This is a genomic window from Bradyrhizobium sp. MOS003 (assembly GCF_003020125.1).
Classification (GTDB): domain Bacteria; phylum Pseudomonadota; class Alphaproteobacteria; order Rhizobiales; family Xanthobacteraceae; genus Bradyrhizobium.
On sequence record NZ_PYFW01000011.1, the window covers coordinates 81070 to 96879 of the forward strand.

The window sequence follows — 15810 nt, forward strand, 5'->3', positions numbered from 1 at the left end:
AAGGGCCGCGGAAGCGCAAGGTGCGAAGCGGTTTTCCGAAAAGATCATGCGCAAACGATAGCCTAAAGCGCGATGATCCATCATCGCACCTTATACGGTGAGGATTTCCTTTTCCTTGGCGGCCAGCAACTGGTCGATTTCCGTGATCGTACCATCGGTCGCCTTCTGCACCTCGTCGGCATGGCGCTTCTGGTCGTCCTCGGACATCTCGTGGTTCTTCTCGAGCTTCTTGAGAACGTCGAGGCCATCGCGGCGGACATGGCGCGCGGCGACCTTGGCGGCCTCCGCATATTTATGCGCGACTTTCACCAGTTCCTTGCGCCGTTCCTCGTTCAGCTCGGGGATGCGCAACCGCAGCACCTGGCCTTCGGTCGCGGGCGACAGGCCGAGGTTGGAATCGACGATCGCCTTCTCCACCGCCTTGACCATCGACTTGTCCCAGACCTGCACCGAGATCAGGCGCGGCTCCGGCACGCTGACGGTGGCGAGCTGATTGAGCGGCATGTGGCCGCCATAAGCGTCGACCTGCACCGGATCGAGCATCGAGGCGGAGGCGCGCCCCGTGCGCAAGCCGCCGAGCTCGTGCTTCAGCGACTGGATGGCGCCTTGCATGCGGCGCTTCACTTCGTTGAGGTCGAAAGTACCCGTGGGCATCACGTTTCTCCTTCAAGATCCCGGCAACCGCTCCCGCGACCTTCCCTAAAGGCGCGCGACAGATGAGCGGTCAGCCGGCGACAATGGTTCCGTGGCCGACGCCACGCAGAATCGCGCCGATCGAACCCGGCTCCGCGATCGAGAATACGATGATAGGCAGCGACGTCTCGCGGGCAAGCGCGAAGGCAGTCGCGTCCATCACCTTGTAGCCGCCCTCGATCGCCTGCGAATGGGTCAGCCGGTCGAACCGCGTCGCGGCCGGATCCTTCTTCGGATCGGCCGAGTAGACGCCGTCGACATTGGTGGCCTTCAGCACCGCCTGGGCGCCGATCTCGGCGGCGCGCAGCACTGCGGTCGTATCGGTGGTGAAGAACGGATTACCGGTTCCACCACCAAGCAGCACGATGCGTCCCTCGGCGAGGTATTTGTGCGCCGCAGTGCGGGTGAACAGCTCGGAAATCTCGGGCATGACGAACGCCGACAGCGTACGCGCCGGCGTGCCCTTGCGCTCGATCGCCGCTTCCACCGCGAGGCAGTTCATCATGGTGGCGAGCATGCCCATGGTGTCGCCGGTCGGGCGTGACACACCGCGGGCGGAGACCTCGACGCCGCGCACGATGTTGCCGCCGCCGATCACGACCGCGACCTCGGTGCCGAGCTTGCGGGCCGCAATCAGATCGTCCGCAACCTGGTCGACGGTCGGCTGATCGATGCCAAAGCCTTGCTGTCCCGCGAGATATTCGCCGGACAGCTTGATCACGACGCGACGATAGACCGGATCAGACATGAGCACTTTCCTCGTCCGGGCGCCGCTTCCGGCGGCACGCCGGAAGGAACGATCCGGCGCTTACTTCTTGCCGCTGGCCGCGGCAACTTCGGCCGCGAAGTCGCTTTCCTGCTTCTCGATTCCCTCACCGAGAGCATAGCGTATAAAGCCCGCAATCTTCAGGGCACCGCCGACCTTGCCTTCGGCTTCCTTCAACGCCTGCGCCACCGACTTGCCGGTGTCGTGGATGAAGGCCTGCTCGAGCAGACAGACTTCCTTGTAGTAGGTCTTGAGGCCGGACTCGACGATCTTCTCGATCACGTTCTCCGGCTTGCCCTGCTGACGATATTTGTCGGCGAGCACGTCCTTCTCGCGCTTGACGACCGCCGGATCGAGACCGGACGGATCGAGCGCGAGCGGGTTGGCGGCGGCGATGTGCATCGCGATCTGCCGGCCGAGCGTTGCGAGCTCGTCGGCCTTGCCGGGCGAATCGAGCGCCACGATCACGCCCATCTTGCCGGCGCCCTCGACGACCGCGCCGTGGACGTAGTTCGACACCACGCCCTGGCTCACTTCGAGCGAAGCTGCGCGGCGCAGCGTCATGTTCTCGCCGATGGTGGCGATCGCGTCATTGATGGCGGCTTCGACCGTGACGTCACCGACCTTGGCGGCCTTGACCTTCTCGACATCGGCGCCGACGTCGAATGCGACCTGGGCGATCATCTTGACCAAGCCCTGGAACTGGCCGTTGCGCGCGACGAAGTCGGTCTCGGAGTTGACCTCGACCACGACACCCTTGGTGCCCTTGGTGAGGGCGCCGATCAGACCCTCGGCCGCGACGCGGCCCGACTTCTTGGCGGCCTTGGACAGGCCCTTCTTGCGCAGCCAATCCTGCGCCGCTTCCATGTTACCTTCGTTTTCGGTCAGCGCGGCCTTGCAGTCCATCATGCCCGCGCCGGTCGACTCGCGCAGGTCCTTGACCATCGCAGCTGTGATCGTTGCCATCGTTGAAAATCCTTTGTGCCTGCTGGTTCGCCGCGGCGTGGCATCGAAGCGCTCCGCCGCGGCCCATCTCAGGGATTCGCGTCAACTGAATGAAATGGTGGCCGGATCCACTCCGGCCAACCGATCGCTCTCTTGACTATTCCGCTTCCGCGGTCAGCGCCTTGGCCTTGGCAACCCAGGCGTCCGCGCGGCTCGGCAGACCGACTTCTTCGCCGATCTTGTGCGCGGTGTCGTGGTCGAGCTCGGCGAGCTGCCAGAAATGGAAAATGCCGAGGTCGTTGAACTTCTTCTCGATCGCACCCGACACGCCCGGGAGCTTCTTGAGGTCGTCGGCGGTGCCGCGCGGACCGGCAAGGCCCTGGAAACCGCTCGACGAAGCCGCCGGCAGCTCTTCAGCAGGCGGACGGGCCGACGCACCGATGTCGATGCCGGAATCACCCTGGGCGCGTCCGATGCCGTCGATCGCCGCACGCGCGATCAGGTCGCAATACAGCGCGATCGCGCGGCCGGCGTCGTCATTGCCGGGGACCACATAGGTGATGCCCTTCGGGTCCGAATTGGTGTCGACGATCGCGGCGACCGGGATGTTGAGGCGCTGGGCCTCCTGGATCGCGATGTCTTCCTTGTTGGTGTCGATCACGAAGATCAGGTCGGGCAGACCGCCCATGTCCTTGATGCCGCCGAGCGAGCGGTCGAGCTTGTCGCGCTCGCGCTGAAGCGTCAGGCGCTCCTTCTTGGTGTAGGAGGAGGCATCGCCGCCCGCCAGCACGTCGTCGAGATGGCGCAGGCGCTTGATCGAGGCCGAGATCGTCTTCCAGTTGGTCAGCGTGCCGCCGAGCCAGCGCGAATTGACGAAATACTGCGCGCAGCGCTTGGCAGCGTCCGCGACGCCGTCCTGCGCCTGGCGCTTGGTGCCGACGAACAGGATGCGGCCGCCCTTGGCGACGGTGTCGCTGACCGCCTGCAAGGCGGTGTGCAGCAACGGCACGGTCTGCGCGAGATCGACGATGTGGATGTTGTTGCGGGCGCCGAAAATGAACGGCGCCATTTTCGGATTCCAGCGGTGAGACTGGTGACCAAAGTGCACGCCAGCTTCAAGCAGCTGACGCATAGTGAAATCGGGTAGTGCCATCGTTCTAATTCTCCGGTTGGTTCCTCCGGAAGCGTGTGAGCAAAACGGAGCGTTGTCGCCCCGGCTACCACCGGACGGCCTTGTGAGCCATGCTTCCGTGTGAGATGCGGCGGTGTATAGCGCCATTTTGGCCAGAAGCAAGGAAATAAGGGCCTTTCGGGGGCGGGTTTCGCCCGCGAGAGGCCCTTTCCCGGGAGACCGGCTCGCACCCTAGCGCCCGATTAGCATTTGGGCTGGTTCGGCGGGCACTTCTTGGCTGCCGGCGGCGGCGGTGCGGGACGCGGCGGAGGCGCGGCCGGTCGCGGCGGGGGTGGCGGCGGAGCGGCCATGCGCGGCGGCGGCGGCGGTGCCGGTCGCGCCACCGGCGGCGGCGGAACGGGCCGCGCCATGGGCGGAGGCGCCGGCCGCGCGACGGCAACCGGAGGAGCCGGGCGCGGCGGTGGAGGTGCGGCCATTCTCGGCGGCGGTGCCGACACCCGCGGCGGAGGTGGTGGCGTGGGCCGCGCCACGGCCTGGGGCCGCGGCGGCGGTGCAGCCGGTCTGGCCGCCTGCGGCGGAGCCGCCGATGGCAGATGCTGCGGCCTGATCGGCTCGCGTGCCGCTGAAGGCGGAGGCACGATCGGCCTCCCGGCCGCGGCCGGGGGCGTCGCCGGCGCGCCCGCTGCGGCGGGCGGCGAGCCGGCAGGCTCACGGGTCGCGGGCTTGGCGTGATCCGCAGGCCCGCTGCCGGGCGGAGTCTGTGCCACCGGCGGCTTGGGCGGCTGGCCGGCTCCCGCGGTCGGGTTGGTCAAAGCGGGCCCAGCATTTGCCGGCGCGGCAGCCGTTGGCGCATTGGAATGAGCAGGCAGCGTTGTGCCGGGAGCAGCCGTTGTGCCGGGAGCAGCCGTGGTCGGCGCCCCCGGACGAGCCGGCGGTGTCGCACCAGGTGCGGTCGCCGTCGGCGGAACGGGCCTTCCGCCCGGCAAGGGCCCTGCCCCCGCTGGCGGAGCCGGCGGGCCGCCATGGGCGCCAGGAACGGGCAGCGTGTTGGTCTGGGGCAGTTTGTTCTGCGGAGCAAGTGCTGGCCCCGATTGCGGCGCGATGGGCGGCGCGGCCGTCGGTGTCGCCGGAGGCGTCCCGGGCCTCGCGGTCGGCTGGATCGTCGCGCTCGGCGGCATCGGCGCCTTGCCCTGCTGGATCAGCGCGGCGCGCTGCACCACCGCCTGCGGCACGGCAGCCCCGGCCGGGTTGGCACGGCCGGCAATCGCCGGCGCCAGATTGCCTGGTCCGGCGCCTGCCCCCACAGCCGGTGCTGGGGCCGGCGGGCGGTTGATCACCGTGTTGATGACCGTCGTGTTATGGATGTTCTGGTAGATGATGTTGTTCGGCGGCGGCGCAACATAGACCGGCGGCCTGACGAACACCGGGATCGGCACGAACACCGGCTGCGGCAGCACGAAAAGGCCGATCACGGGCATCGGCGGCGGCAGCACCACGAAATCCGGCGGCGGCGGCGGCAGATAATAGACCGGCGGCGGCGGAGGCGGCGCGAAGGCGAACACGGGATCGCCGAAATACAGCACCGGGCGGTCGACATAGATCACCTCTTCCGGCGGCGGTGGCGGCACGTCATAGTCGATCATCGCGAAGGTCGGCGGCGCCTCGGCGGGCGCGGTGAGAATTGCAAGGCGCCGGCGTGCGTCCGCCGCATGCGGCCCGCGCGGGTAGCGGCGCAGATACGACCAATAGGCTTCCGGCGTGTCGTTCCGGTAAGTGCGCCGCCAGGTGATCGCTTCGCGGCGCGCCGCGGCGATCGCCATCACGCGCTTTGCCAGGGGATCGCCGGGATAGGCCGCTAGAAACTCCTCATAGGCCGCCAGCGTGTCGCGCTCGATCGCGGCCGCATAAGCATCCTGCGCGCCGAGATCGCGGATCGGCTTGTTGCGGAGGGCGGCAACCTGGTCAGGTGCGGTCTGCGGCGGCGGCGCGTCGGGTCCGCGCTCGAAGAACGAGATTGGCGCCGAGATCTTCTGCTCGTTCCAGGGCACCTGCGCGCCCTTGGAGGCCTCGTTGACGCGCAGGCGAACGCGGTCGAACACTTCGGGCAGCGGCAGGCCGCCGGTCCGGATCATCTCCGCCAGCGACTGGGCGTAGATGCCGTAGGGCCCCGGCTCCTCGGGTGCGACCGTGCCGGGCGCGGCGTTGAACGCGATCAGCATGTTCGGCTCGGGCTCGACCAGCGCCAGACCGCTCGCGATCTGCTGGCCGCCCTCGATGAAGGGCTGCGCGCGGGCGGCGTCGAGCACGACGATGTTGGCCTTGAGCGGGATCGAGGCGAGCTGGCGCACATAGTCGCTGATCCGCAAGGCCTCGGTCGGAACGTCGGTGTCGCGGGTGATGTTGGAATCGACCGGGATGAAATAGTTCTCGCCGGCCAGCTGCACGCCGTAGCCGGCAAGATAGACCATCGCGACGGTGCCCGGCCCCGAGGCCTGGGCCTTCTGGATGAAGTCGCGAAAACTCTTGCGCAACGTGTCGCCGTCGAGATCGCGCGCACCGACGACGTCGAAGCCGGCCGCCTGCAGCGTCTGCGCGATCAGGCCGGCATCGTTCGCGGCCGTCGCCAGCGGCGACTTGGCATAGGCGCCGTTGCCGACCACGAGCGCGATGCGCTTCTCCTGCTGTTGCGCGCGCACCTCGCCCGGCACGCCGGCGGCAAGGGCCACGATCGGAAGGAGGAGGCAAATGAAGATTCTAAGCGTCCCACGCATGGCCTGCTTGCCCGCTAATGTAGTTGAGGTGCCACCACGCATGAGGCGCGCAGCCGGCTGAACGGCGATTGAACGAAAAGCTCGGATTGAGGCGGCGGCGTGGCCACGCGGCTGCTGGCGTCAGCTTCACGTCAGCCTCAAGTCAGCCTCACCTTACTCCACGGCTTGCAGCTCGGCGAGCTTCGTTCGCGCGGTCGCCTCGTCCAGCGCCACGAGTTCGGCCGGCCCGGGATTCGCCTCTCCCGCCGTCGCGATGGATACGGCTGCAAGCCATACCAGGCCGCCGAGGTCCGCGCCGCCCCTCGCGGCGTGACGCGGACGGGCGTCGGAGCTGCTGCACACGACGCCCGATACTCCAAACGCTGGGCTCTAGCTCTGGGCCAGCAACTCGACGGTGCCCGTGCGCAAGCGATAGACGCCGCCGACTACCTTGAGCTTGCCCTGTTCGACGGCTGCGTTGAGAAGCGGAGCAGCCGATCTCAGCTTGGCGACGTTGTCGATGACGTTCTGGCGAATGGCGTTGTCGAGCGCTTTGCCGCTCTGCTGGGCCGCCGCCTTCACCGAAGGTGCGATCGCGGCGACTAGCGTGGGGATGTGTCCCGGCAACGGCTTGTCGTCCTTCAGCGACTTGATGGTCGCGTCGACCGCGCCGCAATTGTCATGGCCGAGCACCAGGATCAGGGGCGTGCCGAGCACGGCGACGGTGTATTCCATGCTCGCAACGGTCTCGTCGCCGGCAAAATTTCCGGCGACGCGGCACACGAACAGATCGCCGCGTCCGCTGTCGAAGGCATATTCGGGCGCGATGCGGGAATCGGCGCAGCTCAGGACCGCCGCGTAGGGATTCTGACCGCCGACCAACGCTTCCCGCTCGTGCGTGAAGTCGTGGCGGCGCGACACACCCGACACGTAGCGCGCATTGCCCTCCATCAGCCGCTTGAGTGCGGCATCGGGCGACAGCACGTTCTGGGGTTTGGGCGGCGCCTTGACCTCCTTGGCCAACGCGGCCCCGCCGAACGCGGCCACTCCGAGCGCCGAAGCGGCAAAGAGCATCATGGAGCGCCGCGAAGGAGCGATCGATTGATGCGGATTTTCAGAGCATTTGTCGCACATGGTTGTTATTCTTCCTGGCTTCCCGCCCAACGAGATTCTCAAGAAGACAACTCATAGCTGCGCTCAATAGACTTCGAAACCACCCGTGGGCCAAATAGTTAAGCTTTGGTTTGCGGCGGCCTGGACATGGTCAAAGCTGCTGCACGTCAACCACGCCCGCGACCGCCTTGATCGCGCCGGCGATCTGCGGCGAGACCTTGAAGCGGCCGGGCAGCTTCATCTCGACCTCGGTCTCGAGGTCGAGCATCATCACCAGCGAGACCTCGCCGTCTCCATTGGAGCGCGGCGCAATGCCGGGACTGCCGACTTTCGGCGCGGCACCGTTCGCGGCGGCCATGTCGGGGCCGGCCAGACGCTTGGCGATCGAGTCCAGCGGCTTGGTATCGCGCACGAAGATGCGCAGGCCCTTCTGCGTCTTGGCGGCAGCGTCATCCAGCGGCTCGGCATGCAGCACGCGGGCGCGGACGTCCTCGCCCTGCAGCTCCGCACCAAGCTGCAGCAGCACGGCGGCGCCCGGCTCCAGCACGTCGCGATATTGCGCGAGGCCTTCGGAGAACAGCACCGCCTCGAAATGGCCGGTGGGATCCGAAAGCCCCATGATGCCCATCTTGTTGCCGGTCTTGGTGCGCCGCTCCATGCGCGAGACCACGGTGGCCGCGACCTTGCCGGCGGTGGCACCGGTCTTCACCGCGCGCGAGAACTCGGCCCATGACTGCACCCGCAGCCGCTTCAGCACGGTGGCGTAATCGTCGAGCGGATGGCCCGACAGGAAGAAGCCGACGGCGTCATATTCACGGCGGAGCTTTTCGGCCGGCAGCCACGGCTCGATCTGCGGCAGCATGATGGTCGGCGCATCCGCCGACATGCCGAACATGTCGTTCTGGCCGATGGTCTCGGCCTGGTGCGCGCGCTGGCAGGCGGCCAGGATCGAATCCGCTCCCGCAAACACACGCGCGCGGTTCGGCTCCAGCGTGTCGAAGGCGCCGGCGGCGGCGAGACTCTCGATGATCCGCTTGTTGATCGCGCGCGGATTGACCCGTGCCGCGAAGTCGGCGAGCGAGGTGAACAATCCCCGCTTGGCGCGCTCCTCGATGATCTGCTCGATCGCCTGGATGCCGACGCCCTTCAGCGCCGCGAGCGCGTAGTAGATGACCTTGTCACCCACCTCGAAGGTCGCGCCGGAACGGTTGATGTTCGGCGGCTCGACCTTGATGCCGAGGCGCTGCGCCTCGGCGCGGAATTCGGAGAGTTTGTCGGTGTTGTTCAGATCGAGCGTCATCGACGCCGCGATGAACTCCACCGGATAATGCGCCTTCATGTAGGCAGTGTGATAGGACACCAGCGCATAGGCCGCCGCGTGGCTCTTGTTGAAGCCGTAGTCGGCGAACTTGGCGAGCAGCTCGAAGATGGTCTCGGCCTGCCCCTTCGGCACGCCGTTCTTGACCGCGCCTGCGACGAAGATGTCGCGCTGCTTGTCCATCTCGGCGCGGATCTTCTTGCCCATGGCGCGGCGCAGCAGGTCGGCGTCGCCGAGCGAATAGCCCGACATCACCTGCGCGATCTGCATCACCTGCTCCTGGTAGATGATGACGCCGAAGGTTTCCTTGAGGATCGGCTCCAGCACGGGATGCAGATATTCCGGCTCCTCGTCGCCGTGCTTGCGCGCGCAATAGGTCGGGATGTTCGCCATCGGACCCGGGCGATAAAGCGCCACCAGCGCGATGATGTCCTCGAAACGGTCCGGCCGCATGTCGACCAGCGCGCGCCGCATACCCTGGCTTTCAACCTGGAACACGCCGACCACCTCGCCGCGCGCCAGCATCTGGTAGCTCTCGGCATCGTCGATCGGCAGCGTGGCGAGATCGACGTCGATGTTGCGCGGCTTGAGCAGCTTGCAGGCGACGTCGAGCACGGTCAGCGTCTTCAGGCCGAGGAAGTCGAACTTGACGAGGCCCGCGGGCTCGACCCATTTCATGTTGAACTGGGTCACCGGCATGTCGGATTTGGGATCGCGGTAGAGCGGCACGAGCTCGCTCAAGGGCCGATCGCCGATCACGATGCCGGCCGCATGCGTCGAGGCGTGGCGAGTCAGACCCTCGAGGCGCTGGGCAATGTCGAAGGCGCGCGCCACCACCGGATCCTCGTCGCGGAACGCCTGCAGTTTTGGCTCGCTCTCGATCGCGGCGGCGAGCGTCACGGGTGCCGCCGGATTTTGCGGCACCAGCTTGGTCAGCTTGTCGACCTGGCCATAGGGCATCTGCAGCACGCGGCCGACGTCGCGCAGCACGCCGCGCGCCTGCAGCGTTCCGAAAGTGATGATCTGCGCGACCTGGTCGCGGCCGTAGCGCTGCTGCACATACTGGATCACCTCGCCGCGGCGGTCCTGGCAGAAGTCGATGTCGAAGTCGGGCATCGAGACGCGTTCGGGATTGAGGAAGCGCTCGAACAGCAGGCCGAACTTGATCGGGTCGAGGTCCGTGATGGTCAGCGCCCAGGCAACCAGCGAGCCTGCGCCGGAGCCGCGGCCCGGTCCGACCGGAATGCCCTGGCCCTTCGCCCATTTGATGAAGTCGGACACGATCAGGAAGTAGCCCGCGTATTTCATCCGCAGGATGACGTCGAGCTCGAACGCCAGGCGCTTGCTGTAATCCTCGTCCGTCATGCCCTGCGACAGGCCGTGGACCCGCAGGCGGTTCGCGAGCCCCTCCTCCGCCTGGCGCTTCAGTTCCGCCGCCTCGACTGCGGCGGCGTCCGAGCTCTGCGCAGCGCCGACGGTGAAGAACGGCAGGATCGGCTTGCGCGTCATCGGGCGGAACGAGCAGCGCTCGGCGATCTCCACCGTCGAGGCCAGCGCTTCCGGAATGTCGGCGAACAGCACGGCCATCTCGGCGCGCGTCTTGAAGCGATGATCGGGGGTGAGCTGCTCGCGCTCTGTCTCGGCGATCAGCCGCCCGCCGGCGATGCAGAGCAGCGCGTCATGCGCCTCGTAATCGTCGGCCGCGGCGAAATACGGCTCGTTGGTCGCGACCAGCGGCAGTCCCTTGGCGTAGGCGAGGTCGATCAGGCCGCTTTCGACCCGCCGCTCCTTCTCGGTGTTGTGACGCTGCAATTCGATGTAGAGGCGGTCGCCGAACAGGCCGGCCAGACGCTCGCAACGCAAGCCGGCGAGTTCGGAATAACCGCCGGCAAGCGCCAGCGAGATGGGCCCGTCCGGCCCGCCCGTCAGCGCGATCAGACCCTCGGTCTCACCCTCGAACCAGTCGAACTTGATGAACGGCGCATGGCTGTCGGGCGTCTCCAGGAACGCGCGCGAGTTCAGCCGCATCAGGCTGCGATAGCCGCGCTCCTGCGCGGCCAGCAGCACCACGCGCGACGGTCCCATCGCGTTGCGCGCATTCGGGTCCTGGTCGCCGAAATCGATCGCCAACTCGCAGCCGACGATCGGCTGGATGCCGGAGCCCGCCATCTTGTCGGAAAATTCCAGCGCCCCGAACAGATTATCGGTGTCGGTCAGCGCCAGAGCCGGCTGATGGTCCTTCTTGGCAAGCTCGGCCAGCTTGGCGATCTTGATCGAGCCCTTGAGCAGCGAATAGGCCGAGTGAACGTGAAGGTGGACAAATCCGGCGCTCGGCATGGTCGCGTGACGGCCTCTGGCAGATGGAATGGAGCGGTCGCCGGCACCAGGGGAATGTCAGGGAGATCAATCGGAGGATCCCGCCCCGCCGTCCACCGCCTTTGCCGACTCGCCCCGTAATGGTGGGGCGTCACCGCGCCAGAGTCCACGCCGGAGCGGCCGCTTCGCCGCGTCGTCCTGCTTATCCCCAAGGACGACTGCGGTTCACCCCGAGCCGTGGAGTCAGAGCTGCGGTATGACTTGGGCCCAGATCGCGATCATCCCGACGAACAGCGTGATCGACGCCAGTGCGGCCGCCTCTTCCACGAAAACCCTGAACATGGCTTGCTCCCTTGTTGGAACGTATGAAGAACATTGTTCTTATTTTGTTCTAAGGAGTCAAGCGCGGCGGACGACCTCCAATGGCAATGGTTAACTCGCTGAATTCACATAATAAAAAAGCCCCAGCCAAGGCCGGGGCTTTTCGACGATCGCTCGAAGCCGAGCGATCAGTCTTAGTAACGGCCGAGCATCGGGCCGCCGAACTTGTAGTTCAGGCGAACGAGGCCCATGTCGACGTCCTGCTTGACGTTGACCGCCAGAACACCGCCCGGACCGGTCAGGTTGCGGTCGTTGCCACCGAGGAAGATGTGGTTGTACTCGGCGCCGATCGACCAGTTCGGGGCGAAACCGAACTCGAGGCCCGCGCCGACAGTGCCACCCCAACGGGTGTCGTTGGCCGATGCCAGCGAGACGCCGCCGAACGAAGCGTCGTACTTGGTGCCGACCACAGCCGCACCGCCCTTGACGTAGAGCAGCACGTTGTTCCAGGCGTAACCGACCTGGCCGGTGATCAGACCGAACGAATCGATCTTGGTGTTGTTGGTGAAGCCGGTGATCGCGCCGACATGGCTGCCCGAGAAGTCGGCCCAGTTGCCCTGGCCTTCCACGCCGAACACGAACTGGCCGGACTGCCAGCGATAGCCGATCTGGCCACCGACGGTGCCACCGGTTGCATCGTGCGAACCATCACGACCGAAGCCCACCAGGTCCCATTTCGCGTGCGACGAACCGCCGCCGCCGTTGATACCGATATAGAAGCCGCTCCAGTCATAAATCGCAGCGACCATCGCAGGCGCCTTGGTGTAAGGCCGTGCTGCGAGATCAGCAGCAAGCGCCGGCGCGGTCGCGCCGAGCGCGACGAGGCTCACAGCCGCAAGCAACAAGTTCTTATTCATTTGAGTCCCGTTCCAGTTTCGTCGTGAGGCCCCCAGGCCGTGGGGTGGTCATAACAGCGATCGATGGAATTGCTGTAACCACGCCGCAACAGTTGGTTCGAAAGGACCTTGCGCTTAACGTATGTTTATCGGCAGGTGCGCGGAACTCCTTTGAAACAAGTGTTTTCACGAGTTCCATTGTCGGCTACGGAACACGAGCATCATGCACGCGACGTCAACATTGCCCGCACATTCGCGTGATAGAGGATTTGAAATGCGCAGACGAGTTGCCCTCCCCATTGTCGCCACACTTTCGCTCGCACTCGCCACATTTGCACTCGTGTCGAGCGTTCCCACACCTGCACGCGCGTTCGGAACGCACCATCCCTTCTGCCTCACCGGCGATGAATGGCCGGGCCTGAGCAATTGCAGGTTCGACACCTACGCGCAGTGTCAGGCGAGCGCATCGGGACGCGCGCTGACCTGCATCGCCAATCCGTATTTCGCCGGTCAAAGCGACGACCCCTACGCCTACCAGAATCGTCCGCGCGCGCAGACGCCGGGTTATTCGCCCCGCTACTACCTGCCGCGCTGAGATGCGCAGCGCGCGCCTCGCACTAGTCGTAACCGGCCTGCTCCTGGCCGGCGGAACTGCACGCGCGCAGACCTACGATCCGAGCTATCCCGTGTGCATGCAGATCTACGGCCCCGTCGGCTATTTCGACTGCCGCTACGACACGCTCGAACAGTGCCGATATCTCGCCGTCGGGCGTTCGGCGACATGCGTGGTGAACCCCTATTTCCCGACGAAGAAGCCCACGCGCCGACCGAGGCCGGCCAACTAGTGCGGGCGCATGCGGGACGCTGATATGCAGTCGGGGCTTCGCAGGTGCTCCGGTGTTGACGCAGGCTGATGCGGGTTTAAGTACGACGGACAAATCTTGCAGGGTGGCGACGTTTGCTGGGCTGGCTCCCGTTGACGCCACCAATGCAGGACACATGACGATTTCGCCTCAAGCGACCTCGCGCCGCGCAAAACCGACTTCGGCTTCCGCGCCCCCTCACCTCGCCATCGTCCTGTTCTCGCTCGCCATGGGCGGCTTTGCGATCGGAACCACCGAATTCGCGTCGATGAGCCTGCTGCCGTTCTTCGCCGCCGACCTCGGTGTGGACGAGCCGACGGCGGGACACGCGATCAGCGCCTATGCGCTCGGCGTGGTGCTGGGCGCGCCGCTGATCGCCGTGCTTGGCGCGCGGTTCGCGCGGCGCACGCAACTGCTGGTGCTGATGGCCGTGTTCGCGCTCGGCAATGCGCTCACCGCGCTGGCACCCGGCTTTGGCTCCATGATCGCGGCCCGCTTCCTCGCAGGGCTGCCGCACGGTGCCTATTTCGGCATCGCCGCCCTCGTCGCCGCCTCGCTGGTTCCGCAACATCGTCGCTCGCAGGCGATCGGCCAGGTGATGCTCGGCCTGACCTCTGCCACCATCATCGGTGTGCCCCTGGCCAATCTGATCGGCCAGGCGGCCGGCTGGCGCGCGAGCTTCAGCCTGGTGTCGGTGCTGGCGCTGCTCACGATGTTGTTGTGCGCCCTGTTCGCGCCACGGGATCAGGCTGGCAGGTCGGATCCGCTGCGCGAGCTCGGCGCGCTCGGAAGCGGCCGCGTCTGGATCACGCTGGCGATCGGCGCCATCGGGTTCGGCGGCATGTTCGCCGTCTACACGTATCTGGCGACGACGCTGATCGAAGTCACCAAGGTCAGCCCGGCCGTCATTCCGTTCTTCCTCGCGGTGTTCGGCATCGGGGCTACGCTCGGCAACCTGATCGTGCCGCGCTTTGCCGACCGCGCCTTGATGCCGACCGCGGGCTGCATCCTGCTGCTGGCAGCCGTGGCGCTGCTGGTGTTTCCTCTTGTCGCCGGCAATGTCTGGCTGCTCGCGATCGACATCTTCGCGATCGGCGCCAGCGTCTCGCTCGGCGCCATCCTGCAGACGCGGCTGATGGACGTGGCCGGAGACGCGCAGGCGCTTGCCGCAGCGCTGAACCATTCGGCGTTCAACACCGCCAATGCGCTCGGCCCGTTCCTCGGCGGCCTGGCCATCCGCGAGGGGTTCGGCTGGACCTCCACCGGTCCCGTCGGCGCCGCGCTGGCGCTGCTCGGATTCCTGATCTGGATCGTCGCCTGGCGCGACAGCCGATCCGCTCCGACTGAGATCGCATCGCGCAGCGATACCGCATCGCTGGCGAACGCGCCGCCGCTGGCGCCGGACCATAGCCGCTCAGATCCTGCCAGAAATCCGGTGGGCTAGAGCCTGAAGCGGACGCCGTCCGCTCAGCTTTGCCAAGGCGTGTTGCGGATGCGCGTGCACGCGTTCGGCTTGCGGAAGCCGGGATCGTGATCCTCGATGTAGTCGAAATTGACCGTCCCGAATGTGGTCTGCGGCTTCTTCAGGGCTGAACACGTCTGAACCTTGAGGAAGTCGTTCTTGAAGTCTCCGCGCGGAAACGCTGATATCACCTGGTCACGCTGCTCCGGCGAGTAATCGTCATATCCAATACCGACGACGTCCACCAGAACGCCTGCGTTGGTGAGAGCGATCTCCGGCCTCATATATTGCGGGATGCCCGGCGTGGTGTGCAGCGCGACGGCTTCCCATACCAGATCGGCTTGCGGCTCGGCGATACCGCGCGCCCGGAGAAACTCACGCGCAGCGTCGGCTCCGTCGACCTCAAATCGCTTTGTCTGCGTGTGGTAGTGATCGACGAGGCCGAGATCGTGAAACAGCGCCGCTACATAGAGTAGTTCCGAATCGAACTTCAGATTCTGACGCAGCCCCTTCATCGCGCCGAACACGTAGACGCGAACCGAATGGTTGAACAGCATGTCGTCTTCGTAGCTGCGTACCAGCTCGGCGGCTTCGCGCGCCAACTGACTGTCCGGGATCTGGACGCCGGAAATCACGTTCATCATCTTCGATCTCCTGCTTTGCGTTCGGTTGATGCCGCGTGAGCCATCAGGCGGCCTTCTCGAGCGCGGCCTGCGGCGTATTTCGGAAGCTGATCGACATGCGATTGTACGCATTCATCAGACTGATTGCGATTGTGAGATCGACGAGTTCGCGCTCGCTGAAGACGTTGCGTGCGGCTTGATAGGCTTCATCCGGAACGTTGGTCTCGGCAACGCGGGTAACAGTCTCGGCCCATTCCAGGGCCGCGCGCTCGCGTTCGTCGAAGAGATTGCCCGCCTCGGCCCATGCCTGCAGCAGCGCGAGCTTTTCGACCTTCACGCCGCTCTTCAACAGATCGCGCGTATGCATGTCGAGGCAATAGGCACAGTTGTTGATCTGTGAAATGCGCAGGTAAACGAGCGTGACAAGCGTTCCAGGCAACCCACTCTGGGTGACATAGCCGTAGACCCCGCCCAGCGCCTTCGCGCCGGCCGGTGCGATGTGGTTGTAGTTGAGACGTTCACTCATCTGATGACTCCCTGATGATCGGAGGAGATCAAAGCTCCCTCTTCACTCCCTCAGATGTCCCTCGCCTGGTTCACAAAAAAGCACCA

Annotated in this window: 14 protein-coding genes; 3 read left to right on the plus strand and 11 right to left on the minus strand. The window is 65.8% G+C overall.

What is annotated here, in order from left to right; genetic code table 11:
- Positions 1–90 precede the first annotated feature (90 nt).
- From frr to C7G42_RS31045, 9 genes are all read right to left on the minus strand, one after another.
- On the minus strand, positions 91–654 hold the full coding sequence (gene frr, locus C7G42_RS31005; RefSeq protein ID WP_094977707.1) for a ribosome recycling factor: 564 nt from the start codon (positions 652–654) through the stop codon (positions 91–93).
- A gap of 70 nt (positions 655–724) precedes the next feature.
- Complete coding sequence (gene pyrH, locus C7G42_RS31010) at positions 725–1441, minus strand: UMP kinase (protein ID WP_106952683.1); 717 nt, start codon at positions 1439–1441, stop codon at positions 725–727.
- Between the two features lie 60 nt (positions 1442–1501).
- Positions 1502–2425 (minus strand): translation elongation factor Ts, encoded by a 924-nt coding sequence (gene tsf / locus C7G42_RS31015; RefSeq protein ID WP_106952684.1) that lies wholly within the window; start codon positions 2423–2425, stop codon positions 1502–1504.
- 136 nt (positions 2426–2561) lie between these two features.
- Positions 2562–3557, minus strand: a complete 996-nt coding sequence (locus C7G42_RS31020) for a 30S ribosomal protein S2 (RefSeq protein ID WP_106952685.1) — start codon at positions 3555–3557, stop codon at positions 2562–2564.
- A gap of 221 nt (positions 3558–3778) precedes the next feature.
- Positions 3779–6307 (minus strand): caspase family protein, encoded by a 2529-nt coding sequence (locus C7G42_RS31025; protein ID WP_106952686.1) that lies wholly within the window; start codon positions 6305–6307, stop codon positions 3779–3781.
- Positions 6308–6460: 153 nt separating this feature from the next.
- On the minus strand, positions 6461–6649 hold the full coding sequence (locus C7G42_RS31030; RefSeq protein ID WP_106952687.1) for a hypothetical protein: 189 nt from the start codon (positions 6647–6649) through the stop codon (positions 6461–6463).
- A 27-nt stretch (positions 6650–6676) separates the two neighbouring features.
- Positions 6677–7420 carry a carbonic anhydrase gene (locus tag C7G42_RS31035; RefSeq protein ID WP_106952688.1) on the minus strand — a complete coding sequence of 248 codons (744 nt, stop codon included), beginning with the start codon at positions 7418–7420 and terminating at the stop codon, positions 6677–6679.
- Between the two features lie 130 nt (positions 7421–7550).
- Positions 7551–11054 carry a DNA polymerase III subunit alpha gene (dnaE, locus tag C7G42_RS31040; RefSeq protein WP_106952689.1) on the minus strand — a complete coding sequence of 1168 codons (3504 nt, stop codon included), beginning with the start codon at positions 11052–11054 and terminating at the stop codon, positions 7551–7553.
- Between the two features lie 494 nt (positions 11055–11548).
- The gene (locus tag C7G42_RS31045) at positions 11549–12271 is read right to left on the minus strand and encodes an outer membrane protein (RefSeq protein WP_106952690.1); all 723 of its coding nucleotides are present in this window, start codon (positions 12269–12271) and stop codon (positions 11549–11551) included.
- A 253-nt stretch (positions 12272–12524) separates the two neighbouring features.
- On the opposite strand from C7G42_RS31045, the gene C7G42_RS31050 reads away from it, so the two are divergent.
- From C7G42_RS31050 to C7G42_RS31060, 3 genes are all read left to right on the plus strand, one after another.
- Positions 12525–12845 (plus strand): DUF3551 domain-containing protein, encoded by a 321-nt coding sequence (locus C7G42_RS31050; RefSeq protein ID WP_106952691.1) that lies wholly within the window; start codon positions 12525–12527, stop codon positions 12843–12845.
- 1 nt (position 12846) lies between these two features.
- Positions 12847–13095, plus strand: coding sequence for a DUF3551 domain-containing protein (locus C7G42_RS31055; protein WP_106952692.1), 249 nt, complete (start codon positions 12847–12849; stop codon positions 13093–13095).
- 154 nt (positions 13096–13249) lie between these two features.
- On the plus strand, positions 13250–14557 hold the full coding sequence (locus C7G42_RS31060) for an MFS transporter (protein ID WP_199581232.1): 1308 nt from the start codon (positions 13250–13252) through the stop codon (positions 14555–14557).
- A 23-nt stretch (positions 14558–14580) separates the two neighbouring features.
- On the opposite strand, the gene C7G42_RS31065 is transcribed toward C7G42_RS31060, so the two are convergent.
- Both C7G42_RS31065 and C7G42_RS31070 read right to left on the minus strand, forming a co-directional pair.
- Positions 14581–15219 carry an HD domain-containing protein gene (locus C7G42_RS31065; protein ID WP_106952694.1) on the minus strand — a complete coding sequence of 213 codons (639 nt, stop codon included), beginning with the start codon at positions 15217–15219 and terminating at the stop codon, positions 14581–14583.
- 43 nt (positions 15220–15262) lie between these two features.
- Positions 15263–15724: a carboxymuconolactone decarboxylase family protein gene (locus C7G42_RS31070; protein ID WP_106952695.1), complete on the minus strand. Its 462-nt coding sequence runs from the start codon at positions 15722–15724 to the stop codon at positions 15263–15265.
- Positions 15725–15810: the final 86 nt, after the last annotated feature.